Annotated in this window: 24 protein-coding genes; 10 read left to right on the plus strand and 14 right to left on the minus strand. The window is 67.5% G+C overall.

The genetic code is table 11. From position 1 onward, the window contains the following. The first annotated feature begins 19 nt into the window (after nt 1–19). The 6 genes from UN84_RS08185 to UN84_RS08210 all read left to right on the plus strand — a co-directional run bounded on the left by UN84_RS08185 (nt 20) and on the right by UN84_RS08210 (nt 6,534). Nucleotides 20–1,969, plus strand: a complete 1,950-nt coding sequence (locus UN84_RS08185) for an acetoacetate--CoA ligase (protein ID WP_046078736.1) — start codon at nt 20–22, stop codon at nt 1,967–1,969. A 271-nt stretch (nt 1,970–2,240) separates the two neighbouring features. Next, a complete protein-coding gene (locus tag UN84_RS08190) occupies nt 2,241–3,110 on the plus strand; it encodes an acetyltransferase (protein ID WP_035595871.1) in 870 nt (289 codons plus the stop codon). Further along, nucleotides 3,059–3,985, plus strand: coding sequence for a LysM peptidoglycan-binding domain-containing protein (locus tag UN84_RS08195; RefSeq protein ID WP_237022385.1), 927 nt, complete (start codon nt 3,059–3,061; stop codon nt 3,983–3,985). Before UN84_RS08190 ends, UN84_RS08195 begins: the two co-directional genes overlap by 52 nt. Before the next feature lie 124 nt (nt 3,986–4,109). Further along, on the plus strand, nt 4,110–5,267 hold the full coding sequence (locus tag UN84_RS08200; RefSeq protein WP_046078737.1) for a glycosyltransferase family 4 protein: 1,158 nt from the start codon (nt 4,110–4,112) through the stop codon (nt 5,265–5,267). Then, the gene (locus UN84_RS08205; protein WP_046078738.1) at nt 5,239–5,781 is read left to right on the plus strand and encodes a phosphatase PAP2 family protein; all 543 of its coding nucleotides are present in this window, start codon (nt 5,239–5,241) and stop codon (nt 5,779–5,781) included. Before UN84_RS08200 ends, UN84_RS08205 begins: the two co-directional genes overlap by 29 nt. 135 nt (nt 5,782–5,916) lie before the next feature. After that, nucleotides 5,917–6,534 carry an alpha-ketoglutarate-dependent dioxygenase AlkB family protein gene (locus UN84_RS08210; RefSeq protein ID WP_046078739.1) on the plus strand — a complete coding sequence of 206 codons (618 nt, stop codon included), beginning with the start codon at nt 5,917–5,919 and terminating at the stop codon, nt 6,532–6,534. 169 nt (nt 6,535–6,703) lie between these two features. On the opposite strand, the gene gcvT is transcribed toward UN84_RS08210, so the two are convergent. Both gcvT and UN84_RS08220 read right to left on the minus strand, forming a co-directional pair. Beyond that, the gene (gene gcvT, locus UN84_RS08215; RefSeq protein ID WP_035595863.1) at nt 6,704–7,813 is read right to left on the minus strand and encodes a glycine cleavage system aminomethyltransferase GcvT; all 1,110 of its coding nucleotides are present in this window, start codon (nt 7,811–7,813) and stop codon (nt 6,704–6,706) included. A gap of 66 nt (nt 7,814–7,879) precedes the next feature. Beyond that, nucleotides 7,880–9,256 carry an alanine/glycine:cation symporter family protein gene (locus tag UN84_RS08220; protein ID WP_046078740.1) on the minus strand — a complete coding sequence of 459 codons (1,377 nt, stop codon included), beginning with the start codon at nt 9,254–9,256 and terminating at the stop codon, nt 7,880–7,882. A gap of 500 nt (nt 9,257–9,756) precedes the next feature. Between UN84_RS08220 and gcvH the strand changes: the two genes are divergently transcribed. Continuing rightward, nucleotides 9,757–10,149, plus strand: a complete 393-nt coding sequence (gcvH, locus tag UN84_RS08225; RefSeq protein ID WP_016854840.1) for a glycine cleavage system protein GcvH — start codon at nt 9,757–9,759, stop codon at nt 10,147–10,149. 122 nt (nt 10,150–10,271) lie between these two features. Beyond that, entirely contained in the window at nt 10,272–13,166 is a 2,895-nt protein-coding gene (gene gcvP / locus UN84_RS08230; RefSeq protein WP_046078741.1) for an aminomethyl-transferring glycine dehydrogenase, read from the plus strand. A gap of 102 nt (nt 13,167–13,268) precedes the next feature. On the opposite strand, the gene UN84_RS08235 is transcribed toward gcvP, so the two are convergent. Further along, nucleotides 13,269–14,219 (minus strand): LysR family transcriptional regulator, encoded by a 951-nt coding sequence (locus UN84_RS08235; RefSeq protein WP_035595855.1) that lies wholly within the window; start codon nt 14,217–14,219, stop codon nt 13,269–13,271. Nucleotides 14,220–14,428: 209 nt separating this feature from the next. Between UN84_RS08235 and ppnN the strand changes: the two genes are divergently transcribed. After that, entirely contained in the window at nt 14,429–15,790 is a 1,362-nt protein-coding gene (ppnN, locus tag UN84_RS08240) for a nucleotide 5'-monophosphate nucleosidase PpnN (protein ID WP_272899153.1), read from the plus strand. Between the two features lie 76 nt (nt 15,791–15,866). On the opposite strand, the gene UN84_RS08245 is transcribed toward ppnN, so the two are convergent. Then, nucleotides 15,867–16,235 carry a hypothetical protein gene (locus UN84_RS08245; protein ID WP_046078742.1) on the minus strand — a complete coding sequence of 123 codons (369 nt, stop codon included), beginning with the start codon at nt 16,233–16,235 and terminating at the stop codon, nt 15,867–15,869. Next, a complete protein-coding gene (locus UN84_RS08250) occupies nt 16,235–16,699 on the minus strand; it encodes a flavodoxin domain-containing protein (RefSeq protein ID WP_035595849.1) in 465 nt (154 codons plus the stop codon). The genes UN84_RS08245 and UN84_RS08250 overlap by 1 nt, the downstream gene beginning before the upstream one ends. Nucleotides 16,700–16,832: 133 nt before the next feature. Between UN84_RS08250 and UN84_RS08255 the strand changes: the two genes are divergently transcribed. After that, nucleotides 16,833–17,039, plus strand: a complete 207-nt coding sequence (locus tag UN84_RS08255; RefSeq protein ID WP_016854834.1) for a DUF2788 domain-containing protein — start codon at nt 16,833–16,835, stop codon at nt 17,037–17,039. Between the two features lie 77 nt (nt 17,040–17,116). On the opposite strand, the gene UN84_RS08260 is transcribed toward UN84_RS08255, so the two are convergent. The 9 genes from UN84_RS08260 to UN84_RS08300 form a co-directional block, all read right to left on the minus strand. Beyond that, nucleotides 17,117–17,419: an integration host factor subunit alpha gene (locus UN84_RS08260; RefSeq protein WP_016854833.1), complete on the minus strand. Its 303-nt coding sequence runs from the start codon at nt 17,417–17,419 to the stop codon at nt 17,117–17,119. A 38-nt stretch (nt 17,420–17,457) separates the two neighbouring features. Further along, a complete protein-coding gene (gene pheT, locus UN84_RS08265) occupies nt 17,458–19,839 on the minus strand; it encodes a phenylalanine--tRNA ligase subunit beta (protein ID WP_046078743.1) in 2,382 nt (793 codons plus the stop codon). A gap of 33 nt (nt 19,840–19,872) precedes the next feature. Beyond that, on the minus strand, nt 19,873–20,892 hold the full coding sequence (gene pheS / locus UN84_RS08270) for a phenylalanine--tRNA ligase subunit alpha (RefSeq protein WP_035595842.1): 1,020 nt from the start codon (nt 20,890–20,892) through the stop codon (nt 19,873–19,875). Between the two features lie 132 nt (nt 20,893–21,024). Continuing rightward, nucleotides 21,025–21,378, minus strand: a complete 354-nt coding sequence (gene rplT / locus UN84_RS08275) for a 50S ribosomal protein L20 (RefSeq protein WP_016854830.1) — start codon at nt 21,376–21,378, stop codon at nt 21,025–21,027. A gap of 37 nt (nt 21,379–21,415) precedes the next feature. Continuing rightward, nucleotides 21,416–21,610, minus strand: coding sequence for a 50S ribosomal protein L35 (rpmI, locus tag UN84_RS08280; protein WP_035595839.1), 195 nt, complete (start codon nt 21,608–21,610; stop codon nt 21,416–21,418). 86 nt (nt 21,611–21,696) lie between these two features. Beyond that, complete coding sequence (gene infC / locus UN84_RS08285) at nt 21,697–22,236, minus strand: translation initiation factor IF-3 (RefSeq protein ID WP_081945830.1); 540 nt, start codon at nt 22,234–22,236, stop codon at nt 21,697–21,699. A gap of 34 nt (nt 22,237–22,270) precedes the next feature. After that, a complete protein-coding gene (gene thrS / locus UN84_RS08290; RefSeq protein WP_046078744.1) occupies nt 22,271–24,169 on the minus strand; it encodes a threonine--tRNA ligase in 1,899 nt (632 codons plus the stop codon). A gap of 232 nt (nt 24,170–24,401) precedes the next feature. Then, nucleotides 24,402–25,217, minus strand: coding sequence for an OmpA family protein (locus UN84_RS08295; protein WP_046078745.1), 816 nt, complete (start codon nt 25,215–25,217; stop codon nt 24,402–24,404). A 263-nt stretch (nt 25,218–25,480) separates the two neighbouring features. Then, a complete protein-coding gene (locus UN84_RS08300; protein WP_035595832.1) occupies nt 25,481–25,948 on the minus strand; it encodes a DUF2489 domain-containing protein in 468 nt (155 codons plus the stop codon). Nucleotides 25,949–25,970 lie beyond the last annotated feature (22 nt).

Below are 25,970 nucleotides of genomic sequence, written 5' to 3' on the forward strand. Positions count from 1 at the left end.
CGACCAGGAGGGATATCCCATGGCCGATCCGCTCTGGCAACCGTCTCCCGAGGCCATCGAGGCGACTCGCCTGGCCACCCTGATGCGCCGGCTCGAACGCCAGCACGGCATCGAGATGCCCGACTACGCCGCCCTGCACGCCTGGAGCCTCGCACATCCCGAGGCCTTCTGGACCCAGCTGTGGGAGGACGCCGACATCATCGCCGAGCGACGCGGCGAGCGCGTGCTGGAACGCCCCGACGCCATGCCCGGCGCCCGCTGGTTCCCGGACGCCCGGCTGAACTTCGCCGAGAACCTGCTGCGCCGGCGCGACGCGCACCCGGCGCTGATTGTCCACGACGAGCGCGGCCGGCGCCGCGAGCTGAGCCACGAGGCGCTATATCGCCAGGTGGCCGCCCTGGCCTCGGCGCTGCACGACCTCGGCGTGGTGCCGGGCGATCGCGTCGCCGGCATCGTGCCCAACGGCGAGCACGCGGTGATCGCCATGCTCGCCGCCGCGAGCCTCGGCGCCATCTGGTCCTCCTGCTCGCCAGACTTCGGCGTCCAGGGCGTACTCGACCGCTTCGGCCAGATCGGCCCCCGCGTGCTGATCGCCGCCGACGGCTACACCTGGAACGGCAAGGCCATCGACATCCGTCCGCGGCTGGCCGAGATCGCCGGTGCCATCGACGGCCTGGCGCGGGTGGTGGTCTTCCCCTTCCTCGCCGACGCGCCCGAGCTTGGCGACATCACCGGGGCCGTGGCCTGGGACGATGTCCTGGATCACGATGCCACCGAGATCGACTTCGTCTCGCTGCCCTTCGATCACCCGCTCTATCTGCTCTATTCCTCGGGCACCACCGGCACGCCCAAGGCCATCCTGCACTCGGCCGGCGGCACCCTGCTGCAGCATCTCAAGGAACATCGTCTACACACCGACCTCGGCCCCGAAGACGTGCTGTTCTACTACACCACCTGCGGCTGGATGATGTGGAACTGGCTGGTCTCCGGGCTCGCCTCGGGCGCCACCCTGGTGCTGTTCGACGGTGCGCCCTTCTCGCCTTCGCCCGACGCGCTGTGGGCCATGGCCGAACGCGAGGGCATCACGGTGTTCGGCACCAGTGCCCGCTACCTGGCCGCCTGCGAGAAGGAAGGCCTGCGCCCCGGCCACGAGCACGATCTCGGGGCGCTGCGGTCGGTGCTGTCCACCGGTTCGGCGCTGTCTCACGCCTCCTTCGACTACGTCTATCGCGACATCAAGGCCGACCTGCTGCTGGCCTCGATCTCCGGCGGCACCGACATCGTCTCCTGTTTCGCGCTGGGCTGCCCGATTCGCCCGGTCCATCGCGGCCAGATCCAGTGCCGCGGGCTGGCCATGGCGGTGGACGTGTACGACGACGAGGGACGGCCGCTGCGCGGCGACAAGGGCGAGCTGGTGTGCACGCAACCGTTCCCCGCCATGCCGCTGGGATTCTGGAAGGACCCCGACGGAGAGCGCTATCACGACGCCTACTTCTCCACCTTCCCCGGCGTCTGGGCCCATGGCGACTATGCCGAGATCACCCCGGAGGACGGCCTGATCATCCACGGCCGTTCGGACGCCGTACTCAATCCCGGCGGGGTGCGCATCGGCACCGCCGAGATCTACCGTCAGGTGGAAAAGGTCGAGGAGGTGCTGGAGTCGCTGTGCATCGGCCAGGAGTGGGAAGACGATATCCGCGTGGTGCTGTTCGTGCGCCTGCGCCCGGGGCTGACCCTGGACGACGCCCTGCGCGACAAGGTCCGCCAGACGATCCGCGCCAACGCCACCCCGCGTCACGTGCCGGCGAAGATCCTCCAGGTCGAGGACCTGCCGCGGACCCTGTCGGGCAAGCTGGTGGAGCTCGCCGTGCGCAACGTGGTCCACGGCCGGCCGGTCAGGAACAGGGAAGCACTGGCCAATCCCGATGCGCTGTCGCTTTTCGAGGATCTTCCCGAACTGAGGGACTGACGAGGACGAGAGGCGCCGTGGACAGGTCGTAGCGGGCGTCTTGACCAAGGATGGCCAGCACTGGCCCTGCAAGCGGAGCCGAATGCGAAGCGCCGCAGGCCATCGCGGGCGACAGGAGAGTATTCCTGCGTGTCCTCGCGACTTGGCGCCGGAGCGGCCCGAGTCGTCGACGACACAGGCCCCCGAGCATGATGTTGCCCTCACCGCTGGGCACCCCCGCCACGATCCATTAGCATTGACCCCTATAGCTTTCTTCAAGGAGACCGACGGCATGTCGACCCTCAGGGGGATCGTCAGCCTGCTGCTGCTGACCCTCAACACCCTGTGCTGGGCGGTGCCGCTGATCGCGCTCACCCTGCTCAAGCTGATCACCCCGGGCCGCCCGCTGCGGCGCCGGGTGCTGCGCTGGCTGAACGGCGTGGCCCTGGGCTGGGTCGACGTCAACCTGTGGTGGATCCGCCACTGGATTCGCCCCGACTTGCGCGTCGACCTGCCGGAGGGGCTGAGCCGCGACGAATGGTGGCTGGTATTGGCCAATCACCGCAGCTGGACCGATATCTTCGCGCTGTTCCTGGCCCTGCACCGTCGGCTGCCGATGCCGCACTTCTTCGTCAAGCGCCAGCTGATCTGGATCCCGGTGGTCGGGCTGGCCTTCTGGGCACTGGAGTTCCCGATGCTGCGCCGGCTGACCCGCGAGCAGCGCGAACGCCATCCGCACCTGGCCCGCCGCGACCGAGAAGCCACCGAACGCATGTGCGCCCATGCCCGGGAGCGCCCGATCGCCATCTACAACTTCGTCGAAGGCACCCGCTTCACGCCGGCCAAGCACGCCGCCCGCCACAGCCCCTACCGGCACCTGCTGCCGCCGCGCGCCGGCGGCATCGCCCAGGTGCTGGGCCTGCTCGGCGACCGGCTGGGCGGCATTCTCGACGTGACGCTTCGCTATTCGCGCCCCGAACCCCGCTTCTGGGATTTCCTCTGCGGCCGCGAGGGCACGATCCACCTGACTGCCCGCCGCCTGACCGTGCCCGAGTGGATGACTCAGGGCGACTATCACCAGGATCCCGCCTACAAGGAACGCTTCCACACATGGCTCAACGCCCAGTGGCAGGCCAAGGACGCCGCCCTCGATACGCCCTGACGTTTCTCACGCTGCTGCTGATCGCCCTGCTGACCGGCTGCGCCGGCCCCTCGGGAGTGATGCGCGGCGGCTCGCCCGCCGGCAACTGGGTAACCATCCAGCGAGGCGACACCCTGGGCGCGATCGCACGACGCGCCGACGTGCCACTGGTGCGGCTGAGACGCTTCAATCCCGGCGTGAATCCGCGCGGCCTGGCCGTGGGGCAGCGTATCCTGGTGCCCAGCCAGAACGAGCGCGCCCCATCCGGCGGCCCCTATCGCTACCAGATCCGCCCCGGGGACACCTACAGCGCCATCGCCCGGCGCTTCGGCACCTCGCCGGTCAGCATCGCCGCGGCCAACACTGGCGTCAGCCCCACCGACCTCAAGGTCGGCCAGCTGGTCTCGGTGCCGCTGCACGGCACCCGGACCGCCTCGAGCCGCCGCAGCACGTCCAGCGCCCCGTCACGCTCGTCGTCACCGAGCCCCCGGCCGGCGCCCGATCCCGGCCCGGTGCCGAGCGATGCCCGCGACTGGCCCTGGCCGCTGGACGACTATCGGGTCGCCCGCGCCTTCGGCCAGGACAGCCGCGGCACCCTGCAACCCATGCTGCTGGCCACCGACCAGGGCGCCCGCGCCAAGTCCGTGGCCGACGGCGAGGTCCGCTTCGCCGACAGCATGCGTCAGCTCGGCCGGGTGGTGATCGTGCACCATGCGGACAACCTGCAGAGCGTCTACGCCATGTGCGACAGCCTGCTGGTGGACAGCGGCACCCGGGTCAGCCAGGGCACGCCGCTGTGCACCGTGAGCCGACATGCCTCCACCGGGCGCTATGACCTGCTGTTCGACATGCGTCACGGCGGCAAGCCCATCGACCCCCGCACCGTGCTGCGTTGACTTGGTCGAAAGCCGCGACGACTGTCATCGCGGCGTCATGACGATGTCGCGGTGCTGTCACCCCGCCCGGCCATCCTGAATCGTCAACGGGGCCACTCCGGCCACCGACGTCACGAGGATGGACATGCGCATCTGCCTGGTCAGCGAAACCTGGACGCCGGACATCAACGGCGTGGCCCACACCCTGGCCCAGCTCAGCGGCCAGCTGCGGGAACGCGGCTTCTCGTTGCAGCTGGTGCGTCCGCGCCCCGCCAACGGCGAGCATCGCGCCGAGGGCATGGACAGCGAACTCCAGGTGCGCGGCGCCTCCGTGCCGGGCTATCGCGAGGTGCGCCTCGGCTTTCCCTCCGGCGGCCGCATCCGTCGGCTGTGGCAGGCCGAGCGCCCCGACGTCGTCTACGTGGCCACCGAGGGCCCGCTCGGCTGGTCGGCGCTGACCGCCGCCGAGAAGCTGGGCATTCCCGTGGTCAGCGGCTGGCACACCAACTTCGATCACTACTGCCGGGACTACGGCGTCGACTGGCTGCGCCCGCTGGTCACCCAGCGCCTGCGCCGCTTCCACAACCGCTGCGGCGCCACTCTGGTGCCGACCCACGCCCAGGCCCGCGACCTCGGCCAGCGCGGCTTCGAGCGGGTCAAGGTGATGGCGCGCGGCATCGACGGCGAACGCTTCTCCCCGGCCCATCGCGACCCGGCCCTGCGCGAGCAATGGGGCGCCGACGAGCACCGCCCGGTGGCGCTGTACGTGGGCCGACTGGCGCCGGAGAAGAACCTCGACCTGCTGCGCGACACCTTCGCCGCCATGCTCGACGCCCATCCCGGCCTCACGCTGGTGGTGGTCGGCGACGGCCCCGGCCGCGCCAACCTCGAGCGCGCCCTGCCCCAGGCCCACTTCGCCGGCTTCGTCTCGCCGGACGACCTGATCCGCTACTACGCCAGCGCCGACCTGTTCGTCTTCCCGTCGATCTCCGAGACCTGGGGCAACGTGCTGCTCGAGGCCATGGCCAGCGGCCTGGCGACCGTCGCCTTCCGCCACGCCGCCGGCGCGGAGCTGATCGAGGACGACGTCAACGGCGTGCATCTGGCGGTCGGCGACGAGGCCGGCTTCCGCGACGCCGCGGTGGCGCTGTGCCAGCAGCCGGCCCGCTACGGCCGCCTCGGCCGCGCCGCCCGCCAGCGCGCCCTTGGCTACCGCTGGCCCGCCATCACCGATGACTTTCTCGCCGCCCTGACCCACGCCCGGGAGATGTCCGATGAAACCTCGCGCCCCTGCCGTGTTTGACCGCCTGGATACGCTCGAATGGCACCTCTGCCAGCGCCTGGCCGGGTTCAGCATCCACCGCCCCTGGCTGTGGTCGCTGCGCCTGGCCAGCAAGGCCGGCGACTGGCCGATCTGGGTGGCGCTGATCGCCGGCCAACCCTGGCTGCACGGCCGCGACGAGGGCTGGCGACTGACCTTCCACTACACCCTGACCGCGCTGGTGGCGATCGCCTTCTACCGGCTGGTGAAGACGCGGCTGTGCCGCGAGCGCCCCTTCATCACCTTCTCGAGCATCGCCTGCCAGGAGCCGGCCCGGGATCGCTACAGCTTTCCCAGCGGCCATACCATGCACGCGGTGATGTTCTGCACCCTGGTCGCGGCGCACTCGCCCTGGCTGCTGCCGGCGCTGATCCCGGTCGCCGCCCTGATCGCGATCTCCCGGGTCGGCCTCGGCCTGCACTACATCAGCGATGTCATCGCCGGCGCCGCCATCGGCTATGCCATGGCGCTGGCAAGCCTGGCGCTGATTGCCTGACTACCGGGCTGCACCCTCCGGATATGAACTTCTCTTAGGGGTCAGACCCCTCAATCTGCTTAGAGCAGTCTGCCCCCTCAATTGCCAGATCTACTGGCAATGGTTTCCTGACACCTGGGCTGGCACCCTAAGGGGATGGATCTGTTTTCTCCCTCCGCCGATGACGGCGAGCGGCTGCTCGAGCGTCCACCGCTGCATCGCTTCGCCCGTCTGCTGGGCAGCGATGCCGCCGACGCGGCGCTGGCCCGGCTCGACGCCGAACTGGACTGGCAGCGCCCGACGCTGCACCTCTACGGCCGCGATCACCCGATTCCCCGCCGCCAGGTGTGGATGGGCGACGCCGACTACCGCTACTCGGGCCAGCACTTCGCGCCGACGCCCTGGCATCCCGTCGCGCTGGCGATTCGTGACGCCGCCGTGGCGCGACTGGCTCGCACCGGCATCGAGACCCATTTCAACAGCGTGCTGCTCAACCGCTATGCCGACGGCGACGAGCGCATGGGCTGGCACAGCGACGACGAGCCGGAGCTCGGCGAGGCGCCGCTGATCGCCGCCGTCAGCCTCGGCGCCGACCGCGCGCTGCGTTTTCGCTGGAAGGATCGCCGCGCCCCGGCCTTCAACGTCGACCAGCCCCACGACAGCCTGCTGCTGATGGGACCCGGCACACAGGCCGACCTGGAGCATGCCCTGCTGCCGAGGCGCGCTCACGGCCTGCGGATCAGCCTGACGTTTCGCTGGGTGCGGGACGACTGACGCTCCCTCTCCTTGGCCGCTCAGCCCTGGCCCATTCTCCACACACCATCCGCACGACGCGCACAAAAAACGGCCACCCCTTCGGGATGGCCGTCTCTGACTCGACGCACCTGCGAAACACGGCTTCGTCGATGCACTCAGTCCAGGAGGCTGAGATAACGGTATAACATCAGCCTCGATGGTAGCCCGGGGTAACGAAGGGCATCTTGCTGACCACCATCGGCAGGCGCTTGCCGCGCACCTCGGCGAAGACCGTGGTGCCGGCCTCGGCCCGGTCGATGGTCACGTAGCCCATCGCCACCGGCTTGCCGACGCTGGGGCCGAAGCCGCCGGAGGTCACCACGCCCACGGCATTGCCCTGGTCGTCGAACAGCTCGGCGCCCTCGCGCACCGGAGCACGCCCCTCGCCGAGCAGGCCCACACGCTTGCGGCGATGATCCTTCTCGGCCACCTGATGCAGGATCAGATCAGCGCCGGGGAAGCCGCCGGCCCGCTCGCCGCCGCGGCGGCGCGGCTTGCCGATGGCCCAGATCAGGCCGCCCTCCACCGGGGTGGTCGCGGTGTCGATATCGTGGCCGTAGAGACACAGCCCGGCCTCGAGGCGCAGCGAATCGCGCGCCCCCAACCCGATCGGCTCGACCTCCTCCTCGGCCAGCAGGCGACGCGCCAGGGCCTCGGTGTCCTCGGCGGCCACCGAGATCTCGAAGCCGTCCTCCCCGGTGTAGCCGCTGCGGCTGACCCAGGTCTCGATGCCGTCGAGGGTGAAGCGGCCGTGTTGCATGAACACCATCTCGCAGGCCTCGGGACACAGGCGCGCCATGACGTCGGCCGCCTTCGGCCCCTGCAGCGCCAGCAGGCCACGATCCAGCACCTCGACCTCGTGACCGGCCAGGCCACGACGCAGGTGAGCGATGTCCTGTTCCTTGCAGGCCGCATTGACGACCAGATAGAGGTGATCGCCGCCATTGACGATCATCAGGTCGTCGAGGATGCCCCCCTCCTCGGAGGTGAACAGCCCATAGCGCTGCTGCCCCTCGGCCAGGCCGACCAGGTCGGCGGGGACCAGGGTCTCCAGCGCCTGGGCCGGCTCGGGGCCACGTACCAGCACCTGCCCCATGTGCGAGACATCGAACAGGCCGCAGGCCTGACGGGTATGCTCGTGCTCCTTCTTGACGCCCAGCGCGTACTGCACCGGCATGCTGTAGCCGGCGAAGGGCACCATCTTGGCACCGAGTTCGAGATGGAGATCGTGAAGCGGCGTCTGGCGTTGTTCGTTCATCGCGGTCGTATCACTCCCATGAAAGCGAGGGCGCGGGCCGGAGAACGGTCCCGCGCCGCATGTTGTTTACTTGTTGAGGTCTTCGCCCGGCAGCACTTCCTTGCCGTCGAAGTAGTCGCGGGTCAGCTTGAACACCACCGGCGACAGCAGCGCCAGGGCAATCAGGTTCGGGATCGCCATCATGGCGTTGAACACGCTGGCCAGCAGCCACACGAAGCCGAGCGGCAGCACCGAGCCGACAAAGATGGCCAGGATGTAGATCACCCGGTAGTACTTGATGGCGCCCACGCCGAACAGGTACTCGAAGCACTTCTCACCGTAGAAGGCCCAGCCGAGGATGGTGGTGAAGGCAAACACCGCCAGGGCGAAGGACACCACGTACTGGCCGATGCCCGGCAGCGCCTCGTTGAACGACAGCGTGGTCAGGGCCGCGCCGGTCTCGCCGGAGGTCCAGGCGGTGGTGAGGATCGCCAGCGCGGTGATCGAGCACACCACGATGGTGTCGATGAAGGTGCCGAGCATGGCGATCAGACCCTGGCGGACCGGGTTCTTGGTCTGCGCCGCGGCGTGGGCGATCGGCGCGCTGCCGAGGCCGGCCTCGTTGGAGAACACGCCGCGGGCGACGCCGAACTGGATCGCCTTGGCCACGGCCGCACCGGCGAAGCCGCCCGCCGCGGAGATCGGCGTGAAGGCATGGCCGAAGATCAGGCCCAGGGCGTGGCCGATCTGGTCGGCGTTGATGATCAGCACCAGCAGCCCGCAGACGATGTAGGCCACGGCCATGATCGGCACCAGCTTGCCCGCCACCTTGGCGATGCGCTTGATGCCGCCGAGGATGACCGCGCCGGCCAGCACCATGATCACCAGGCCGGTGATCCAGTGCGGCAGGCCGAGGGATTCGCCCAGGCCGTCGGCCACCGAGTTGGACTGCACGGTGTTGCCGATGCCGAAGGCTGCCACGGCGCCGAACAGCGCGAAGGCGCCGCCCATCCAGGCCCACTTCTGACCCAGGCCGTTGCGGATGTAGTACATCGGACCGCCGACGTGATCGCCGGCCTCGTCGACCTGGCGATAGCGCACGGCCAGCACCGCCTCGGAGAACTTGGTGGCCATGCCCACCAGGGCGGTGATCCACATCCAGAACACCGCGCCGGGACCGCCGAGGAAGATGGCGGTCGCCACACCGGCGATGTTACCGGTGCCGATGGTCGCGGACAGTGAGGTCATCAGCGCATTGAACGGCGAGACCTCGCCTTCGCCCTCTTCACCCTTCTCGGTGCTGCGCCCTTTCCACAGCAGCTTGAAGCCCGTGCCCAGCTTGCGGATGGGCATCGCCTTCAGGCCGGCCTGCAGATAGAGGCCGACCCCCAGCAGCAGCACCAGCATCAAGGGGCCCCACACGACCCCTTCGATGGCCGATAGAAAATTGGTCAAGGTTTCCACGTCTTGTCTCCCTAAAGCTTGTTGTTATGCACCAACGTGCAATGTCTTGCGGGCGAGTGATACCAACGATGATACGAACTCGCGTACCATAGCGGATCATTCCGTTGGTGCTCTAGTCTCCTATAGGAAAATACGGCAATTTCGCCAGCTCACAGCATGAAGCATAGCCGAGATCGCATCTGACACCGGACGCACCGGCGCCAGCGCGGCCACACCCGCCGCACTCGGAGAAACTTGTTTCTTATCGGAAACAGGCGCCACTCTAGCCGCCTGCCACCAGGGGAGCAAGCCCGGCTCCGTTACGGCCCGCACACTCGGCATACGGCGCCGAGCAGGCTCACGCCATGACAAACGAGCAGGAATCCCCGGCCCGGCCTACGCTGGGAGGGGCGTTCACGCATCCCCCCCGCAATGCCCCATGGCGTCCGGGGCTCGCCAAACGCCGCCGGGGGCGTTAGGATGCCCCCACACCAGAAACCTTTTTCGTATAGGAAAACGTCATGAGTGCTATCCCCGCCAACCTGCGCTACGCCGAAAGCCACGAGTGGATCCTCGACAACGGCGACGGCACGGTGACCATCGGCATCACCGACCACGCCCAGCAGTCCCTCGGCGACGTGGTCTTCGTCGAGCTGCCCGAGGTGGGTGCCGCCCTGGCCAAGGGCGACGAGTTCGGCGTGGTCGAGTCGGTCAAGGCCGCCTCCGATCTCTACGCCCCGCTGTCCGGCGAGGTCGTCGCGGTCAACGAGGAACTCGAGGACGCGCCCGAGACCCTGAACGAATCGCCCTATGAAGACGGCTGGATCCTGAAGCTGCGCCTCGAGGAAACCAGCGCTCTCGACGACCTGCTCGACGCCGACGCTTACCAGGCGCTGGCCGACGCCGAGGACTGATCCGACCCCGTCGGTCCCGGCGGCGGGGCATGGCCGCCCAGGGCACCCCTGGCGCCGTGCCCCGCGTTCCCCTCTTCCCTTTATTCCTGCCCGCATCGGGCGCGACCGCAATAGGGTATTCCATGGCTTTCGAACAACGCCGCCTGGCCGAACTGGCCAACCATGACGCCTTCCTCCGTCGCCACAACGGCCCGGAGGCCTCCGACGTGGCCACCATGCTGGACACTCTGGGCATGGACAGCCTGGCCAGCCTGCTCGAGCGCACCCTGCCGGCCGGCATCCGCCTGGGCCGCGAGCTGGACCTGGACCCGCCGCGCAGCGAAGCCGAAGCCCTGGACTACCTTCATCGCCTGGCTCGCCAGAACCGCGTGGCCCGGAGCTACATCGGGCAGGGGTACTACGACACCCACCTGCCGGCGGTCATCCAGCGCAACGTGCTGGAGAACCCCGGCTGGTACACCGCCTATACCCCGTATCAGCCGGAGATCTCCCAGGGGCGCCTGGAAGGCCTGCTCAACTTCCAGCAGATGGTCATGGACCTCACCGGCATGAGCCTGGCCAACGCCTCGCTGCTGGATGAGGCCACCGCCGCCGCCGAAGCCATGGCGCTGTGCCGTCGCGCCAACAAGAAGGCCAAGACCAACGCCTTCTTCGTCGCCGACGACGTCTTCCCGCAGACCCTCGACGTGGTGCGCACCCGCGCCCACTACTTCGACTTCGAGCTGATCGTCGCCCCGGCCGCGGAAGTCGCCGAGCACGATGTCTTCGGCGCTCTGCTGCAGTACCCGGGCGACGGCGGCCGCGTTCACGACCTGGCACCGCTGCTCAAAGCCGCCAAGGGCAAGGGCATCATGACCTGCGTGGCCGCCGACATCCTGTCGCTGGTGCTGCTCAAGGAACCGGGCGCGATGGGCGCCGACATGGTGGTCGGCTCCGCCCAGCGCTTCGGCGTGCCGATGGGCTTCGGCGGCCCGCATGCCGCCTTCTTCGCCACCACCGACAAGCTCAAGCGCTCGATCCCGGGTCGCATCATCGGCGTCTCGCAGGACAGCCGCGGCGAGACCGCGCTGCGCATGGCCATGCAGACCCGCGAGCAGCATATCCGCCGCGAGAAGGCCACCTCCAACATCTGCACCGCCCAGGCGCTGCTGGCCAACATCGCCGGTTTCTATGCCGTCTACCACGGCGCCGAAGGCCTGCGCACCATCGCCGGCCGCGTGCATCGCCTGACCACCATCCTCGCCGAGGGCCTGACCCGCGGCGGCGTGAGCCTGGCCCACGACAGCTGGTTCGACACCCTGCGCCTGACAGGCGTGGATGCGCGCAAGATCCACGGCCGCGCCATGGCCCATGACGTCAACCTGCGCTACTTCGACAACGGCGACATCGGCGTCAGCCTCGACGAGACCACCACCGCCCACGATCTGGACTTGCTGTTCGACGTGCTGCTCGACGCCGAGCACGGCCAGGCGGTGTCGGTGCTCGATGCCGAGGTCGTCGAGGCCGGCAGGAGCGGCATCCCGGCGGGCAGCCAGCGCGAGTCCGAGTTCCTGACGCATCCGACCTTCCGGCGCTATCACAGCGAGACGGAGATGCTGCGCTACCTCAAGCGCCTCGAGAACAAGGACCTGTCGCTGGCCCATGCCATGATCCCGCTGGGCTCATGCACCATGAAGCTCAACGCCACCAGCGAGATGATCCCCATCACCTGGCCGGAACTGGCGCGTATCCACCCCTTCGCGCCCAAGGACCAGGTGGCCGGCTACCAGCAGATCATCGACGAGCTGGCCGACTTCCTGGTGGAGATCACCGGCTACGACCACATCTCCATGCAGCCGAACTCCGGCGCCCAGGGTGAGTACGCCGGCCTGGTGGCGATCCGCCGCTACCAGCAGGCCGAAGGCCAGGGGCACCGCGACGTCTGTCTGATCCCGAGCTCCGCCCACGGCACCAACCCGGCGTCCGCGGCCATGGCGCACATGAAGGTCGTGGTAGTGGAGTGCGACGACGACGGCAACATCGATCTCGCCGACCTGCGTGACAAGGCCGAACAGCACGCCGAGTCGCTGTCGGCGATCATGCTCACCTACCCCTCCACCCATGGCGTGTTCGAGGAAGGCGTGCGCGAGGCCTGCGACATCGTCCACGGCCACGGCGGCCAGGTGTACATCGACGGCGCCAACATGAACGCCCAGGTCGGTCTGGCCCGCCCCGGCGACTTCGGCGGCGACGTCAGCCACCTGAACCTGCACAAGACCTTCTGCATTCCCCACGGTGGTGGCGGCCCGGGCATGGGCCCGATCGGCGTCAAGTCGCACCTGGCACCCTACGTGTCCAACCACGTGGTGCGTCCGCTGGACGGCGTCGAGGCCGGCAGCGGCGCGGTGGCGGCTGCGCCCTTCGGCAGCGCCTCGATCCTCCCCATCTCCTGGGCCTACATCAAGATGATGGGCGCCCGCGGCCTGCGCGAGGCCACCGAGCTCGCCATCCTAGGCGCCAACTACATCGCCGCCCGCCTGGGCGAGCACTATCCGGTGCTCTACAAGGGCGCCAACGACACCGTGGCCCACGAGTGCATCATCGACATCCGCCCGCTCAAGGCCGACTCCGGCATCAGCGAGGAAGACATCGCCAAGCGCCTGATGGACTACGGCTTCCATGCGCCGACCATGTCCTTCCCGGTGCCCGGCACGCTGATGATCGAGCCGACGGAGTCCGAGTCGCTGTACGAGCTCGACCGCTTCTGCGACGCCATGATCGCGATCCGCGAGGAGGTGGCCCGAGTCGAGGCCGGCGAATGGCCTGCCGACAACAATCCGCTGGTCAACGCGCCGCACACCATGGCCGACCTGATGGACGCCGACTGGGAGCGCCCCTACTCGCGCGAGCTGGGCGCCTTCCCCTCCGAGGCGGTGAAGGCGGCCAAGTACTGGCCGACCGTCAACCGGGTCGACAACGTGCTCGGCGACCGCCAGCTGATCTGCTCCTGCCCGAGCATCGACGCCTACCGGGAGTGATCCCGCGCGTCCGACGCCACGCAAGCAAGCGCCCCGCCATTCGGCGGGGCGCTGTCGTTTCGGGATCAGAATGGTGCGGTGAGCGACCTGGGCCGCCGGGACTCAGCCGTGCGGGCCGCCGGCGCCCGGCACCTCGCCGAGATCGGCAAGGCCGGGCTCGCCGTGGCCATAGCGTTCGTGGTGACGATGCTCTCGGAACGCCTCGAGCAGACGTGTATAGCGCCGCGGCATGCGCATGCCGCGCCGGGTGACCAGGTAGAGCGTTTCCTGCACCGGATTCGGCAACGACAGCTCGCGCACCTGGCGCTGCCAGGGCGAGGTCTCGAGCACCAGCCGCGAGACCACGGTGAAGCCCAGCCCCCGGGCCACGGCGTCGAGCACCATGCTGGCCTCGTTGGTGAAGCCCTGGCGCGGGAAGTGGCTCATCGAGCGAAACTCGCCGGGGAAGTTCTGGCGCAACACCCCGCCGGCGCGGTTGACGCCATCGGCATAGCCGATGAAGCCCAGCGCCATCAGGTCGGCCAGGCCGGTGCCGGTGAAGTCCGCCGGCACCACCAGGCACAGCGGCTCCTGGTGCCAGGCCTCGCAGTCGATCTCGGGGTGGCGCACCGCCTCGGTGACGATGCCCAAGTCATGCCGGCCGGCCTGCACGTCGGTGACGATCTCGTGGTTGAAGGCGAAGCTGTAGCTCACCGTCAGCCCCGGATGCATCTGCTGCTGGCCGAGGATGAAGGGATAGAACATCAGCCCCACGCTGCCCGGCGAGGCGATGCGGCACTCGCCGCTGTCGAGGCTCTCGTCGTCCAGGGAGTGGCGAAACTGCTCGTGTTCGGCGAACAGCTTGAGGGCGTAGTCATAGGCCCGCCGACCGGCTTCTGTCAGCACGAAACGACGCCCCTGGCGGTCGAGCAGCGACTTGTCGAGGTAGCGCTCCAGCTTGCGGATGTGCTGGCTGACGCCGGGCTGGGTCATCTCCAGGCGCTGGGCGGTCCGGGTGAAGCTGCCGGTCTCGACGAGCGTGATGAAGGTACGGAAATACAGGGCGTTGAACATGACGGAAGGCATCTTGACCAGAAGGACCGGGCCTGAAGATTCTACCAGTTCCCCCCGAGGCGCGCAGCGCTGCGCCTTCGCCGGGGGCGTGGTAGCATCGAAGGAGACGGCCGCGAGCCGTCATCCAGGCGCGATCCGACGCGCCGGCAAGCGAAGGCCAGGCACGATCGGACACCGCCGCTCCCTTTCCAGTGACACGGACGCGCTGCATGGCCAATACCATTTCCAGCACCATCTCCCCGGAAGGCAGCCTCGAGATCCTCTCCCAGCACGAGGTCAACCGGCTGCATGACACCTCCCGCAGCGGGCTCCATGAGCTGCTGCGCAGCTGCGCCCTGGCGGTGCTGAATTCCGGCAACCCGACCGACGATGGCCTGGCCCTGATGGAGACCTATCCCGATTTCGACATCGAGGTCATCCAGCAGGACCGCGGGGTTCGCCTCAAGCTGACGAACGCCCCCGCAGAGGCCTTCGTCGACGGCAAGATGATCCGCGGCATCCGCGAGCACCTCTCCTCGGTGCTGCGCGACATCGTTTACGTCTACAACGAGATCCAGACCCACCAGCGCTTCGATCTGACCACCGGCGAAGGCACCACCAACGCCGTCTTTCATATCCTGCGCAAGGCCGGCACCCTGCACCCCAGCCGCGACCCGAGCATGGTGGTGTGCTGGGGCGGCCATTCGATCTCCCGCGAGGAATACGACTACACCAAGCACGTCGGCTACCAGCTGGGGCTGCGCGAGCTGGATATCTGCACCGGCTGCGGCCCCGGCGCCATGAAGGGGCCGATGAAGGGTGCCAACGTGGCCCACGCCAAGCAGCGCCGCGCCGAAGGCCGCTACCTGGGCGTCTCCGAGCCTGGCATCATCGCCGCCGAGGCGCCCAACCCCATCGTCAACGAGCTGGTGGTGATGCCGGACATCGAGAAGCGCCTGGAGGCCTTCGTGCGCCTGGGCCACGGCATCATCGTGTTCCCCGGCGGGGTCGGCACCGCCGAGGAGATCCTCTACCTGCTCGGCATCCTGCTCCACCCGGACAACGCCGACATGCAGCTGCCGGTGATTCTCACCGGTCCCGCCGATTCCGCCGACTACTTCAAGCGCATCGAAGAGTTCCTGGTCTACACCCTGGGCGACTCCGTGCGCGAGCTCTACGACATCATCATCGACGACCCGGTCGAGGTGGCACGCACCATGCGCAAGGGCATCGACGGCGTCACCGAGTATCGCCGCCGGCGCCAGGACGCCTTCTACTACAACTGGCGCCTGACCGTGGCCCGCGACTTCCAGGCGCCCTTCGATCCGACCCACGAGACCATGGCCAATCTCGCCCTGCATCGCGAACAGCCGGTGCACGAACTGGCCGCCAACCTGCGCCGCGCCTTCTCCGGCATCGTGGCCGGCAACGTCAAGGAACGCGGCATCCGGCTGATCGAGGCCCACGGCCCCTTCCGCCTCAACGCCGAGCCCGAACTCATGGCCCGACTCGACGAGCTGCTGAACTCCTTCGTCGCCCAGGGCCGCATGAAGCTGGCCGGCGAATACGAGCCCTGCTACACGCTGAACTGAGCGCCGGAGAAGCCGCCAACGAAAAGCCCCGCCGGCATCCGCCGGCGGGGCTTCTTCGTCTGGCATGGGCAGGCGCTCAGTCGCGCAGGGGCTTGAGCCAGATAGCGATCGCATGCAGCAGCAGCCCCAGGGTCGTGCCGTGGGAAGCCAGCAGCGCCCAGCCGCTCCAGCCGGCGACGAGGCCCTGCCAGGCCGCCATCGCCACCAGCCCCGCCGCCAGGAAGACCACCAGCCGGCGCAGCAGTACCGGCAGCCTGGGACGGGCCTCGGCGGCCAGCAGCCGCCACTGGGCCAGCGCCACGCCAAGCACCGCGACGATCGCGAACGTCAGCAGGATCAGGCGCGTCTGATAGCCACCGATCAGATAGCGCGGCAGGGTCGCCGCCATCATCACCGCCAGCCCGACCAGCAGACTGAGCCGCTCGGGGCTCGAGGTCGCGCCCATCAGGCCACCTTCAGCTGCTGGGTGGCGATCCACTCCTCGACCCAGGGTATCGCGGCATCATCGGCCATGAAGGTCTCCATGGCGTCGATCTCGAGGCGCTCGCCCAGACGCGTGGCGCCCTGCCCCTGAAGCCGCTCGTCGAGGGAGCGCCCGGCGCCGCAGAAAGAATCGACGTAGGAACCGTCGCCCAGGGCGATCATGCCGTAGCGCAGCTCGGTGAGCCCGGGGCTACGGGCATCCAGCTCGCGCACGAAGGGCACCATATTGCCGGGCACGTCGCCGCTGCCGGTGGTGGAGACGCAGAACAGCGCCAGATCGGTGGGCGTGTCGGTCAGGTCGGCCAGGGTCGGCTGGTCGAAGATCTCGACCTCATAGCCGGCGTCCTCGAACAGCGGCTGAACCTGCTCGGCCACATCCAGGGCGCCGCCATACATGGTGCCGACGAATATCTTGAGCTTGGGCATGTCATGGATTTGCCTGAGAAATTTGATCGGATGTTAACACGGCCGCCGGCATGACCGCACCCTCGCCCCACTGCGGACCAGGGCGCCAGACCGTATACTGGCCACCCCGCCCACCTCATCTCCGGGAGCCCTCATGACCCACACCTTCGAAGCCTGGATCACCCCCCTGATGATCGGCGGCCTGATGCTGTTCATGTGCTTCATCATCTGGGACCTGGCCAGGCAGTCGAAGGCCGGGCGCTTCGGCACCCTGATGCTGTTCGTGGTTCTCGGCGCCGGCATGCTGGGCTATGTGCTCAAGGTGGTGATCACCTGGTGGCTGGAGAGGGGCGCACTCTAGCGGCAGCTTCGACAGGCACAAAAAAGCCGACGCCACCCCGGAGGGTGGCGTCGGCATATCGCATGAAGGAGGCCTGGTCAGCCTTCCTCGGGATGGTACTCCTCGACCTGCGTCTTGAGCTTCTGGCCCGGCCGGAAGGTCACCACACGCCGGGCGGAGATCGGAATCTCCTCCCCCGTCTTGGGGTTACGGCCCGGCCGCTCGCTCTTGTCCCTGAGGTCGAAGTTCCCGAAGCCCGACAGCTTGACCTGCTCGTTCTCACGCAGGCAGGCGCGGATCTCCTCGAAGAAGGCTTCCACCATGGACTTGGCCTCACGCTTGGAGAGACCGAGGTCGGCGTGCAGATGTTCGGCCAGTTCGGCCTTGGTCAACGCCCCCATGTCGCTTCCCTCTCGCTGCTGGTCGAGCCCGGAATCCCTCATGCGCGAAGCTCGGCGCCCAGATGCAGCCGCGACTCCTCGACGATGGCATCGACCAAGTGGTTGATTTCCTCGTCATTTAGCGTGCGCGAAGGATGCTGCCAGGTCAAGCCCAGGGCGACGCTCTTGCGACCCTCGGCCACGCCCTTGCCCTGATAGACGTCGAACAGGCGCACATCCACCAGCCATTCGCCGGCCTGGGCGTGGACGGTGTCGAGCAGCGCCTGGACCGGGCGCTCGGCGTCGACCAGGAAGGCCAGGTCACGACGCACCTCGGGATAGCGCGACAGCGGCGCGAAGGCCGGCACCTGGCCCTGGGTCAGCGCCTCGAGACGCACCTCGAACATCACCGCATCGACCTTCAGGCCCAGCTCGGCGCGTACCGCCGGATGCAGGGTGCCGATCCAGCCGGTCTCCTCGCCGCGGTACAGCACCCGCGCGCACTGGCCGGGATGCAGGGCCGGATGCTCGGCCGGCTCGAAGCGCCAGGCCTCGGGCTCGCCGCCCATGGCCAGCAGGGTCTCCAGGTCGCCCTTCAGGTCGAAGAAGTCGACCTTGTCCTTGCCGCCGTTCCAGCCTTCCGGATCGCGGGCGCCGCAGACCAGGGCACCGAGCATCGGCACCTGATGCAGGCCGTCCAGCTCGCCGCGGAACACCAGGCCGGTCTCGAACAGCCGCACCCGGGTCTGCTGGCGATTGAGGTTGTGCTGCAGCGCACGCACCAGGCCCGGAAACAGGCTCGCCCGCATCACCGACAGGTCGCTGGAGATCGGGTTGGCCAGCGTCGGGGATACCGATTCCGGCAGCAGCGTGGACTGCAGCTCCGGCGCCACGAAGCTGTAGGTCACCGCCTCGAAGTAGCCGCGCGCGACCATCTGGTTGCGCAGGCGGGACAGCGGCGTGCGCGCCTCGTGATCGGGCTCGAGGCCCAGGCGGGCCTGGGGACGACGCACCGGCAGGCGGTTGTAGCCATGGATGCGCGCTACTTCCTCGATCAGGTCTTCCTCGATGGCCAGATCGAAGCGCCAGCTCGGAATGCGCGCCTGCCAGCCCGCCTCGACGCTCTCGACCGCGAGGCCGAGACGCTCGAGGATCTCGCCGACCTCTTCGCCGTCGAGTACCTTGTCCAGGGCCTGATCCAGACGCTCGCGACGCAGCAGCACCTCACGGTCGCCGGGCAGGCGCTCGGCGTCGACCACCTCGACCAGCGGGCCGGGCTCGCCGCCGACGATCTCCAGCAGCAGCGCGGTGGCGCGCTCGGCGGCCTCGCGGGCCAGCGCCGGGTCCACGCCGCGCTCGAAGCGGTGGGAGGCGTCGGTGTGCAGACCGTAGGAGCGCGCCTGACCGGCCACCGCCAGCGGCGAGAAGTGCGCCGCCTCGAGGAAGATGTCGCGGGTCTCGGCGCTGACGCCGGAGTGCTCACCGCCCATCACGCCGGCGATGGCCAGGGGGCCGCGCTCGTCGGCGATCACCAGGGTGCCGTCGCCCAGGGTGATCTCCTGACCGTCGAGCAGCACCAGCCGCTCGCCCTCACGGGCGCGACGCACCACCACGGCTTCACTGAGGTTGGCGCGATCGAAGGCGTGCAGCGGCTGGCCGAGCTCGAGCATCACGTAGTTGGTGACGTCGACCACCGGGTCGATGGTACGAATGCCGCTGCGACGCAGGCGCTCGACCATCCACAGCGGCGTCTCGGCGGTCACGTCGACGCCCTTGATCACCCGCCCCAGATAGCGCGGACAGCCGTCGGCGTCCTCGACGCGCACCGGGAAGGTCTCGTCGTGGCTCGCCGCCACCGGCGCGATGGCCGGGCCTTCGACCGGCAGGCGGTTGAGCACGCCGACCTCGCGGGCCATGCCCTTGACGCTCAGGCAGTCGCCGCGGTTCGGGGTCAGGTCGACCTCGATGGTGTGGTCGTCCAGGCCCAGGTAGTCGCGCACGCCCTCGCCCACCGGCGCGTCGACCGGCAGCACCAGGATGCCCGGCGACGCCTCTTCCTCGAGACCGAGCTCGGAGGAGGCGCAGATCATGCCGCGAGACTCGACGCCGCGCAGCTTGGCCTTCTTGATCTTGAAGTCGCCGGGCAGCACCGCGCCGACCCGGGCGAAGGGCACCTTCTGGCCGACGTCGACGTTGGGCGCGCCGCAGACGACCTGGACGCGCTCGCCGCTGCCGTCCTCGACCTGGCAGACGTTGAGCTTGTCGGCGTCGGGATGCTGTTCGCGGGCGACGACCTCGGCCACCACCACGTCGGTGAACTCGGCCGCCACCGGCTCGATGGCATCGACCTCGAGGCCGGCCATGGTGACCTGGTCGGCCAGTGCCTGGGTCGCCAGCGCCGGGGAGACCCATTCACGCAGCCACTGTTCGGAAAATTTCATGTCAGTTCCTGTTTCCGCGTAGTCGGTGGTCGATCAGGCGAACTGCTTGAGGAAGCGCAGGTCGTTGTCGAAGAACAGCCGCAGGTCGTTGACGCCGTAGCGCAGCATGGCCAGGCGCTCGGCGCCCATGCCGAAGGCGAAGCCCTTGTATCGCTCGCTGTCGATGCCGGCGTGGCGGAACACCTCGGGGTGCACCATGCCGCAGCCCATCACCTCGAGCCAGCCGGTGTGCGAGCACACGCGGCAGCCGTCGCCGCTGCACATCACGCACTCGATGTCGACCTCGGCGGAGGGCTCGGTGAACGGGAAGTAGGACGGGCGGAAACGGACCGAGAGGTCGTCACGCTCGAAGAAGGCGTGCAGGAAGTCCTCGACGGTGCCCTTGAGGTCGGAGAACCGTACGTCCTCGTCGACCAGCAACCCTTCCACCTGGTGGAACATGGGCGTGTGGGTCAGGTCCGAGTCGCTGCGATAGACGCGGCCCGGGCAGACGATGCGGATCGGCGGCTCCTGGTCCTTCATGGTGCGCACCTGGACCGGCGAGGTGTGGGTACGCAGCAGCCGGGTGGCGTCGAAATAGAAGGTATCGGCCATGCCCCGCGCCGGGTGATGGGCGGGAATGTTGAGGGCCTCGAAGTTGTGGTAGTCGTCCTCGATTTCCGGACCGACCGCCACGTCGAAGCCGACGCGGGTGAACAGTCCCTCGATGCGCTCCAGGGTGCGAGTCACCGGGTGCAGGCCGCCGCTGGGCTGGCCACGGCCGGGCAGGGTCACGTCGAGGCGCTCGGCGGCCAGACGCGCTTCCAGTGCGGCCTTCTCCAGGGCCTGGCGGCGAGCATCGATCTCCTGGGACAGCGCCTGCTTGGCCTCGTTGATGCGCTCGCCGGCCGCCGGGCGCTCCTCGGGGGGCAGCTTGCCGAGGCCCTTGAGCAGCGCGGTGATCTCGCCCTTCTTGCCGAGGTAGCGCACTCGCAGCTCGTCCAGGGCGGCCATGCTCTCGGCGGCCTGAACGGCGTCGCGGGCCTCGGCGACCAGAGTGGGAAGGTGGTCCATCCGTTGTGCTCCGATGTCTTGATCAGGGGGGTCACATGCCAAAAAAACAGGGGAAGAGCGGCTGCTCTTCCCCTGCGACGATCCGTGGCATGGCGCGCTCACGAGAAGCCCACCATGCCGTCACGAGATCACTTACTGGGCAGCCTTGGCCTTCTCGACGATAGCGGCAAAGGCAGCCTTTTCGTTGACGGCCAGATCGGCCAGGACCTTGCGGTCGATCTCGATGCCGGCCTTCTTCAGGCCACCGACGAAGCGGCTGTAGGACAGACCGTGCTGACGGGCACCGGCGTTGATACGCTGGATCCACAGGGCACGGAACTGACGCTTGCGCTGGCGACGGTCACGGTAGGCGTACTGACCGGCCTTGATGACGGCCTGCTTGGCAACGCGGAAGACGCGTGAACGGGCACCGTAGTAACCCTTGGCCTGGCTGAGAATCTTCTTGTGACGACGACGTGCGACGACACCACGCTTGACGCGAGTCATGGCTTACTCCTGACGTTTAAAAATGGTCTACCAAGGATTACAGGTTCGGCAGCATGCGCTGCACGAGCTGCTTGTCGGCGTCGTGGACCTGCTGCATACCACGCAGCTGACGCTTACGCTTGGTGGACTTCTTGGTCAGGATGTGGCTACGGAACGACTGCTTGTGCTTGAAGCCGTTGGCCGTCTTCTTGAAGCGCTTGGCAGCGCCGCTGTTGCTCTTGATTTTCGGCATGAGAATACACTCCGCTCGAGGTTTTTGAGAAAATCCGGGGCCAATGGCCGGCTATACGCCGGCCATCCGTTTGACGGGCCGTCGGATCACTTCTTCTTGGGGGCAATGATCATGATCATCTGCCGCCCTTCCATCTTCGGGAAGGACTCCACGGTGCCGAGATCTTCGAGATCGGCGGCGATCCGTTCCATCAGTTTACGACCGAGGTCCTGATGGGCCATTTCGCGCCCGCGGAAGCGCAGCGTGACCTTGCCCTTGTCGCCACCTTCGAGGAAACGTGTCAGGTTCTTCATCTTGACCTGATAGTCGCCCTCGTCGGTGCCAGGCCGGAACTTGACTTCCTTGACCTGAATCTGCTTCTGCTTCTTCTTCTGTGCCGCCTTCTGCTTCTTCTGCTCAAAGACGAACTTGCCGTAATCCATGATCTTGCAGACGATCGGATCGGCATTGGAAATCTGGACCAGGTCCATACCGGCGGCTTCCGCGCGCTCCAGGGCATCGCGAGTCGGCATGACGCCGAGCTGCTCGCCGTCGCTGTCGATCAGGCGAACCTCATCTACGGTAATCCGCTCGTTCATCGGGGGCCGCTTGTCCTGCGGACGCCCTCTGGGGTTGCTTCGCTTGATGGTTCCGTCTCCACTTTAGTCTTGGAAGATGTCGTTATAACCGTTCGGCCAGCACCTTGTCGATGAAGGTCTCCACCGTCATGGTGCCGAGGTCTTCGCCGGTGCGGGTGCGCACCGCGATGGAATCGGCTTCGACTTCCTTATCTCCCACCACCAGGAGATAGGGGACCTTCTGCAACGTATGCTCGCGAATTTTAAAGCCGATCTTCTCGTTCCTCAAGTCCGCCTTGACGCGCATGCCGATTTTCTGCAAGCGGCGTTCGAGATTTTCGACGAAATCCCGCTGCGAATCGGTGATGTTGAGGATCACGGCCTGCTCCGGCGCGAGCCACAGCGGCATGGCCCCGGCGTAGTGCTCGATGAGGATGCCGAGGAAGCGCTCGAAGGACCCAAGGATAGCACGGTGCAGCATCACCGGCGTCTTGCGATCGCCGTGCTCGTCGACGAACTGGGCGCCCAGGCGGCCCGGCAGGTTGAAGTCGAGCTGCAGGGTGCCGCACTGCCAGACGCGGTTCAGGCAGTCACGCAGCGAGAACTCGATCTTGGGCCCGTAGAAGGCGCCCTCGCCGGGCTGCAGGTCCCAGTCCAGGCCAGTGCTGTTCAGCGCGGCCTCGAGACCGGCCTCGGCGCGATCCCACAGCTCGGCCTCGCCCATGAAGTCATCCGGACGGGTGGACAGCTTGAGCTCGACGTCCTCGAAGCCCAGCTCCTTGTAGACCTGCAGCGTCAGCGCGATGAAGGCCTCGGCCTCGGACTGGATCTGCCCCTCGGTGCAGAAGATGTGCGCATCGTCCTGGGTGAAGCCACGCACGCGCATCAGGCCGTGCAGCGAGCCGGAGGGCTCATTGCGGTGGCAGCTGCCGAACTCGGCCAGGCGCAGCGGCAGATCGCGGTAGCTCTTCAGGCCCTGGTTGAACACCTGCACATGGCAGGGGCAGTTCATCGGCTTGACCGCGTATTCGCGCTTTTCCGACTCGGTGGTGAACATCAGGTCGCTGTAGTGACCCCAGTGACCGGACGCCTTCCACAGCGAGAGATCGACCACCTGGGGCGTCTTGATCTCCTGATAGCCGTGCTCGATCTGCACCCGACGCATGTACTGCTCCAGCGCCTGGTACATGGTCCAGCCGTTGGGGTGCCAGAAGACCATGCCCGGGGCCTCTTCCTGCAAGTGGAAGAGATCCATCTTCTTGGCCAGCTTGCGATGATCGCGCTTCTCGGCTTCCTCGAGACGCTTGAGGTAAGCCTTGAGCTGCTTCTTGTCGCCCCAGGCGGTGCCGTAGATGCGGGTCAGCATCGGGCGCTCGGCGTCACCGCGCCAGTAGGCACCGGCCAGCTTGGTGAGCTTGAAGGCCTTGAGGTGACGCGTGTTCGGCACGTGCGGGCCGCGGCACATGTCGGTGTATTCCTGGTGATGGTAGAGACGAATGGTCTCGCCATCGGGAATCTCGCGCACGATCTCCTGCTTGTAGGGCTCGTCACGATGCAGGAAGGTCAGCATGGCCTTGTCGCGGTCGACGTACTCGCGCACCACGTCGTAGCCGGTGTCGATCAGCGCCTTCATGCGCTGCTCGATGGCCTCGAGGTCCTCGGGAGTCGCCGAGCGGCCGAAGTCGACGTCATAGTAGAAGCCGTCGTCGATCACCGGACCGATCGCCATCTTGGCATCGGGATAGAGCTGCTTTACCGCATGCCCGATCAGGTGGGCGCAGGAGTGGCGGATGATCTCCAGGCCGGCCTCGTCGCGCGCGGTGATGATGGCCACCTCGGCGTCACGGTCGATGACGTCCGCGGCGTCCACCAGCTCGCCGTCGATGCGGCCGGCCACGCAGGCCTTGGCCAGGCCGGTGCCGATGCTCTCGGCCACCTGCATCACGGTGAGCGGTTCGTCGTAGGTTCTCTGGCTGCCGTCCGGCAGGGTCACGATGGGCATGATGAAGAATTTCCTTGTGCGCAGTGGTGATCCATACCAGGGATCACATGCCGCCAGAAGAAGAATGGTCGTCGGAAGCGCTTACGAAAGCGCGACTAGCCTAGCAGACGGCGCCGGCACGAGGCCATGCCGTCGCGGCGAAACATGTTGCCACAACGAAAAGAGGCGCCCGAAGGCGCCTCTTTCACTCTCGAGATGCCCCGGCAGGCCGGGGCGAGGGCTCAGTCGGAGATCACTCCCACTCGCCCAGCTCGACGCGACGGTTCTCGGCACGGCCGGCGTCGGTCTCGTTGGAGGCAACCGGCTGGGACTCGCCGTAGCCGATGGTACGCATGCGGTTGCGATCGACGCCCTGGGATGCCAGGTAGTCGGCCACGGAATCCGCACGGCGCTGAGACAGGTCCTGGTTGTAGGCTGCACTGCCCACGGCGTCGGTGTGACCTTCGATGCGAACGCGGACGTTCTCGTTGGCCACCAGCTTGTCGGCGACGTCGTCGAGGATGCCCTCGGCGCCCATGGTCAGGGTCGCGGAGTCGAACTCGAAGTTGACGTCACGCAGCACCAGGTCTTCCACGCAGCCCAGGGCGTTGACTTCGGCACCCGCGGGGGTACCCGGGCACTGGTCCTGGTAGTCCGGCACGCCGTCACCATCGGAGTCCAGCGGGCAGCCCACGGCATCCACGGCCACGCCGGCCGGAGTGCCCGGGCACTGATCGTTGGCGTCGATCACGCCGTCACCGTCGGTGTCACGGGGTGCCGGCTCGGCCGCCTTGTTGGGCTCGGCGCACAGCAGGGCGCCGATGGTGGCGCCGGCAGTGCCGCCCAGGGCCGCACCGGTGTCCTCGTCGGATTCACTGGAGGAGGCATAGCCGATACCGCCACCGATCAGACCACCGGCCAGACCGCAAACCGCCGGATGCTGGTACCAGGCACGATCGGAAGAGGCGCTGTCGCCCATGCCGGAAGATTGAGAAGCCGAGCTCGCGCAGCCGGAGAGGCCAACGACGAGAGCGGAACCGAGCAGCAAGCCAGTCGTAGATTTTTTCATGTAAGACTCCTTCTTCACACAAATCTGCATGGCCATCGTGGGGACGCCATCCAGGAGGTCCGATGGTACATAGCCAGCGGCAGCGAACAGCGTTCGCCTACATCGTTAAGAAAGCACGAAAATGTGGTTTCAGCCAGCAGAGACCGTGATATGACGCTGGCATCCTTCCGCATATGAGCCATTCACGGTGCGATGACAAGCTTGCCGAAGCTGACCGCGGGATGCAAACCATACGTTGTCAGCGATCGCCTACAAGATACGCCTCAGTGAAGCGAACCGGGCCAGTCTCGGCGGAACTGCAGCACGGCGCCAGCCGCCTCGAGCACGGCCTCGCGCATCTCGTCCTCCACGGCCAGGCGCTCACGGTCCTCCTGGAAACGCGCCTTCGGCGTCAGTGCCTGGCGCGCGGAGTGCGTATGCAGGTGGCGGGTACGACCATGCACCTCACCGAAGGCGCGAAACTCCGGGCGCTCGACCAGGCTCGGGTCGAGGATGTCGAGCAGCGTCTTGCAGCGCCAGGCACCCTCGGTGATATCGACCTGCTTCTGCTGCAGGGCCGCAGCCACCAGCTCCAGGTTCTCCAGGCAGTTCTCATGAGCGCGACGCAGCTCATCCTCGCGGAAGGCCCGGCGGCGGCGCACCTCGCGCCACAGTGTCACGGCATAGGCTGCCAGGCCGGCCACGATGGCCAGGGCAATGCCCAGCAGGATCAGCGCGGTAGTAAGGGACATGCAGACTCCCGGAAACATCGAA

The organism is Halomonas sp. HG01, assembly GCF_000968715.2.
Lineage (GTDB): Bacteria > Pseudomonadota > Gammaproteobacteria > Pseudomonadales > Halomonadaceae > Halomonas > Halomonas halophila.

Coding starts and splice junctions, on each gene's coding strand:
- UN84_RS08185 (WP_046078736.1), top strand. CDS start 20: ATGGCCGATCCGCTCTGGCAACCGTCTCCCGAGGCCATCGAGGCGACT.
- UN84_RS08190 (WP_035595871.1), top strand. CDS start 2,241: ATGTCGACCCTCAGGGGGATCGTCAGCCTGCTGCTGCTGACCCTCAAC.
- UN84_RS08195 (WP_237022385.1), top strand. CDS start 3,059: ATGGCTCAACGCCCAGTGGCAGGCCAAGGACGCCGCCCTCGATACGCC.
- UN84_RS08200 (WP_046078737.1), top strand. CDS start 4,110: ATGCGCATCTGCCTGGTCAGCGAAACCTGGACGCCGGACATCAACGGC.
- UN84_RS08205 (WP_046078738.1), top strand. CDS start 5,239: ATGAAACCTCGCGCCCCTGCCGTGTTTGACCGCCTGGATACGCTCGAA.
- UN84_RS08210 (WP_046078739.1), top strand. CDS start 5,917: ATGGATCTGTTTTCTCCCTCCGCCGATGACGGCGAGCGGCTGCTCGAG.
- gcvT (WP_035595863.1), bottom strand. CDS start 7,813: ATGAACGAACAACGCCAGACGCCGCTTCACGATCTCCATCTCGAACTC.
- gcvH (WP_016854840.1), top strand. CDS start 9,757: ATGAGTGCTATCCCCGCCAACCTGCGCTACGCCGAAAGCCACGAGTGG.
- gcvP (WP_046078741.1), top strand. CDS start 10,272: ATGGCTTTCGAACAACGCCGCCTGGCCGAACTGGCCAACCATGACGCC.
- UN84_RS08235 (WP_035595855.1), bottom strand. CDS start 14,219: ATGTTCAACGCCCTGTATTTCCGTACCTTCATCACGCTCGTCGAGACC.
- ppnN (WP_272899153.1), top strand. CDS start 14,429: ATGGCCAATACCATTTCCAGCACCATCTCCCCGGAAGGCAGCCTCGAG.
- UN84_RS08245 (WP_046078742.1), bottom strand. CDS start 16,235: ATGGGCGCGACCTCGAGCCCCGAGCGGCTCAGTCTGCTGGTCGGGCTG.
- UN84_RS08250 (WP_035595849.1), bottom strand. CDS start 16,699: ATGCCCAAGCTCAAGATATTCGTCGGCACCATGTATGGCGGCGCCCTG.
- UN84_RS08255 (WP_016854834.1), top strand. CDS start 16,833: ATGACCCACACCTTCGAAGCCTGGATCACCCCCCTGATGATCGGCGGC.
- UN84_RS08260 (WP_016854833.1), bottom strand. CDS start 17,419: ATGGGGGCGTTGACCAAGGCCGAACTGGCCGAACATCTGCACGCCGAC.
- pheT (WP_046078743.1), bottom strand. CDS start 19,839: ATGAAATTTTCCGAACAGTGGCTGCGTGAATGGGTCTCCCCGGCGCTG.
- pheS (WP_035595842.1), bottom strand. CDS start 20,892: ATGGACCACCTTCCCACTCTGGTCGCCGAGGCCCGCGACGCCGTTCAG.
- rplT (WP_016854830.1), bottom strand. CDS start 21,378: ATGACTCGCGTCAAGCGTGGTGTCGTCGCACGTCGTCGTCACAAGAAG.
- rpmI (WP_035595839.1), bottom strand. CDS start 21,610: ATGCCGAAAATCAAGAGCAACAGCGGCGCTGCCAAGCGCTTCAAGAAG.
- thrS (WP_046078744.1), bottom strand. CDS start 24,169: ATGCCCATCGTGACCCTGCCGGACGGCAGCCAGAGAACCTACGACGAA.
- UN84_RS08295 (WP_046078745.1), bottom strand. CDS start 25,217: ATGAAAAAATCTACGACTGGCTTGCTGCTCGGTTCCGCTCTCGTCGTT.
- UN84_RS08300 (WP_035595832.1), bottom strand. CDS start 25,948: ATGTCCCTTACTACCGCGCTGATCCTGCTGGGCATTGCCCTGGCCATC.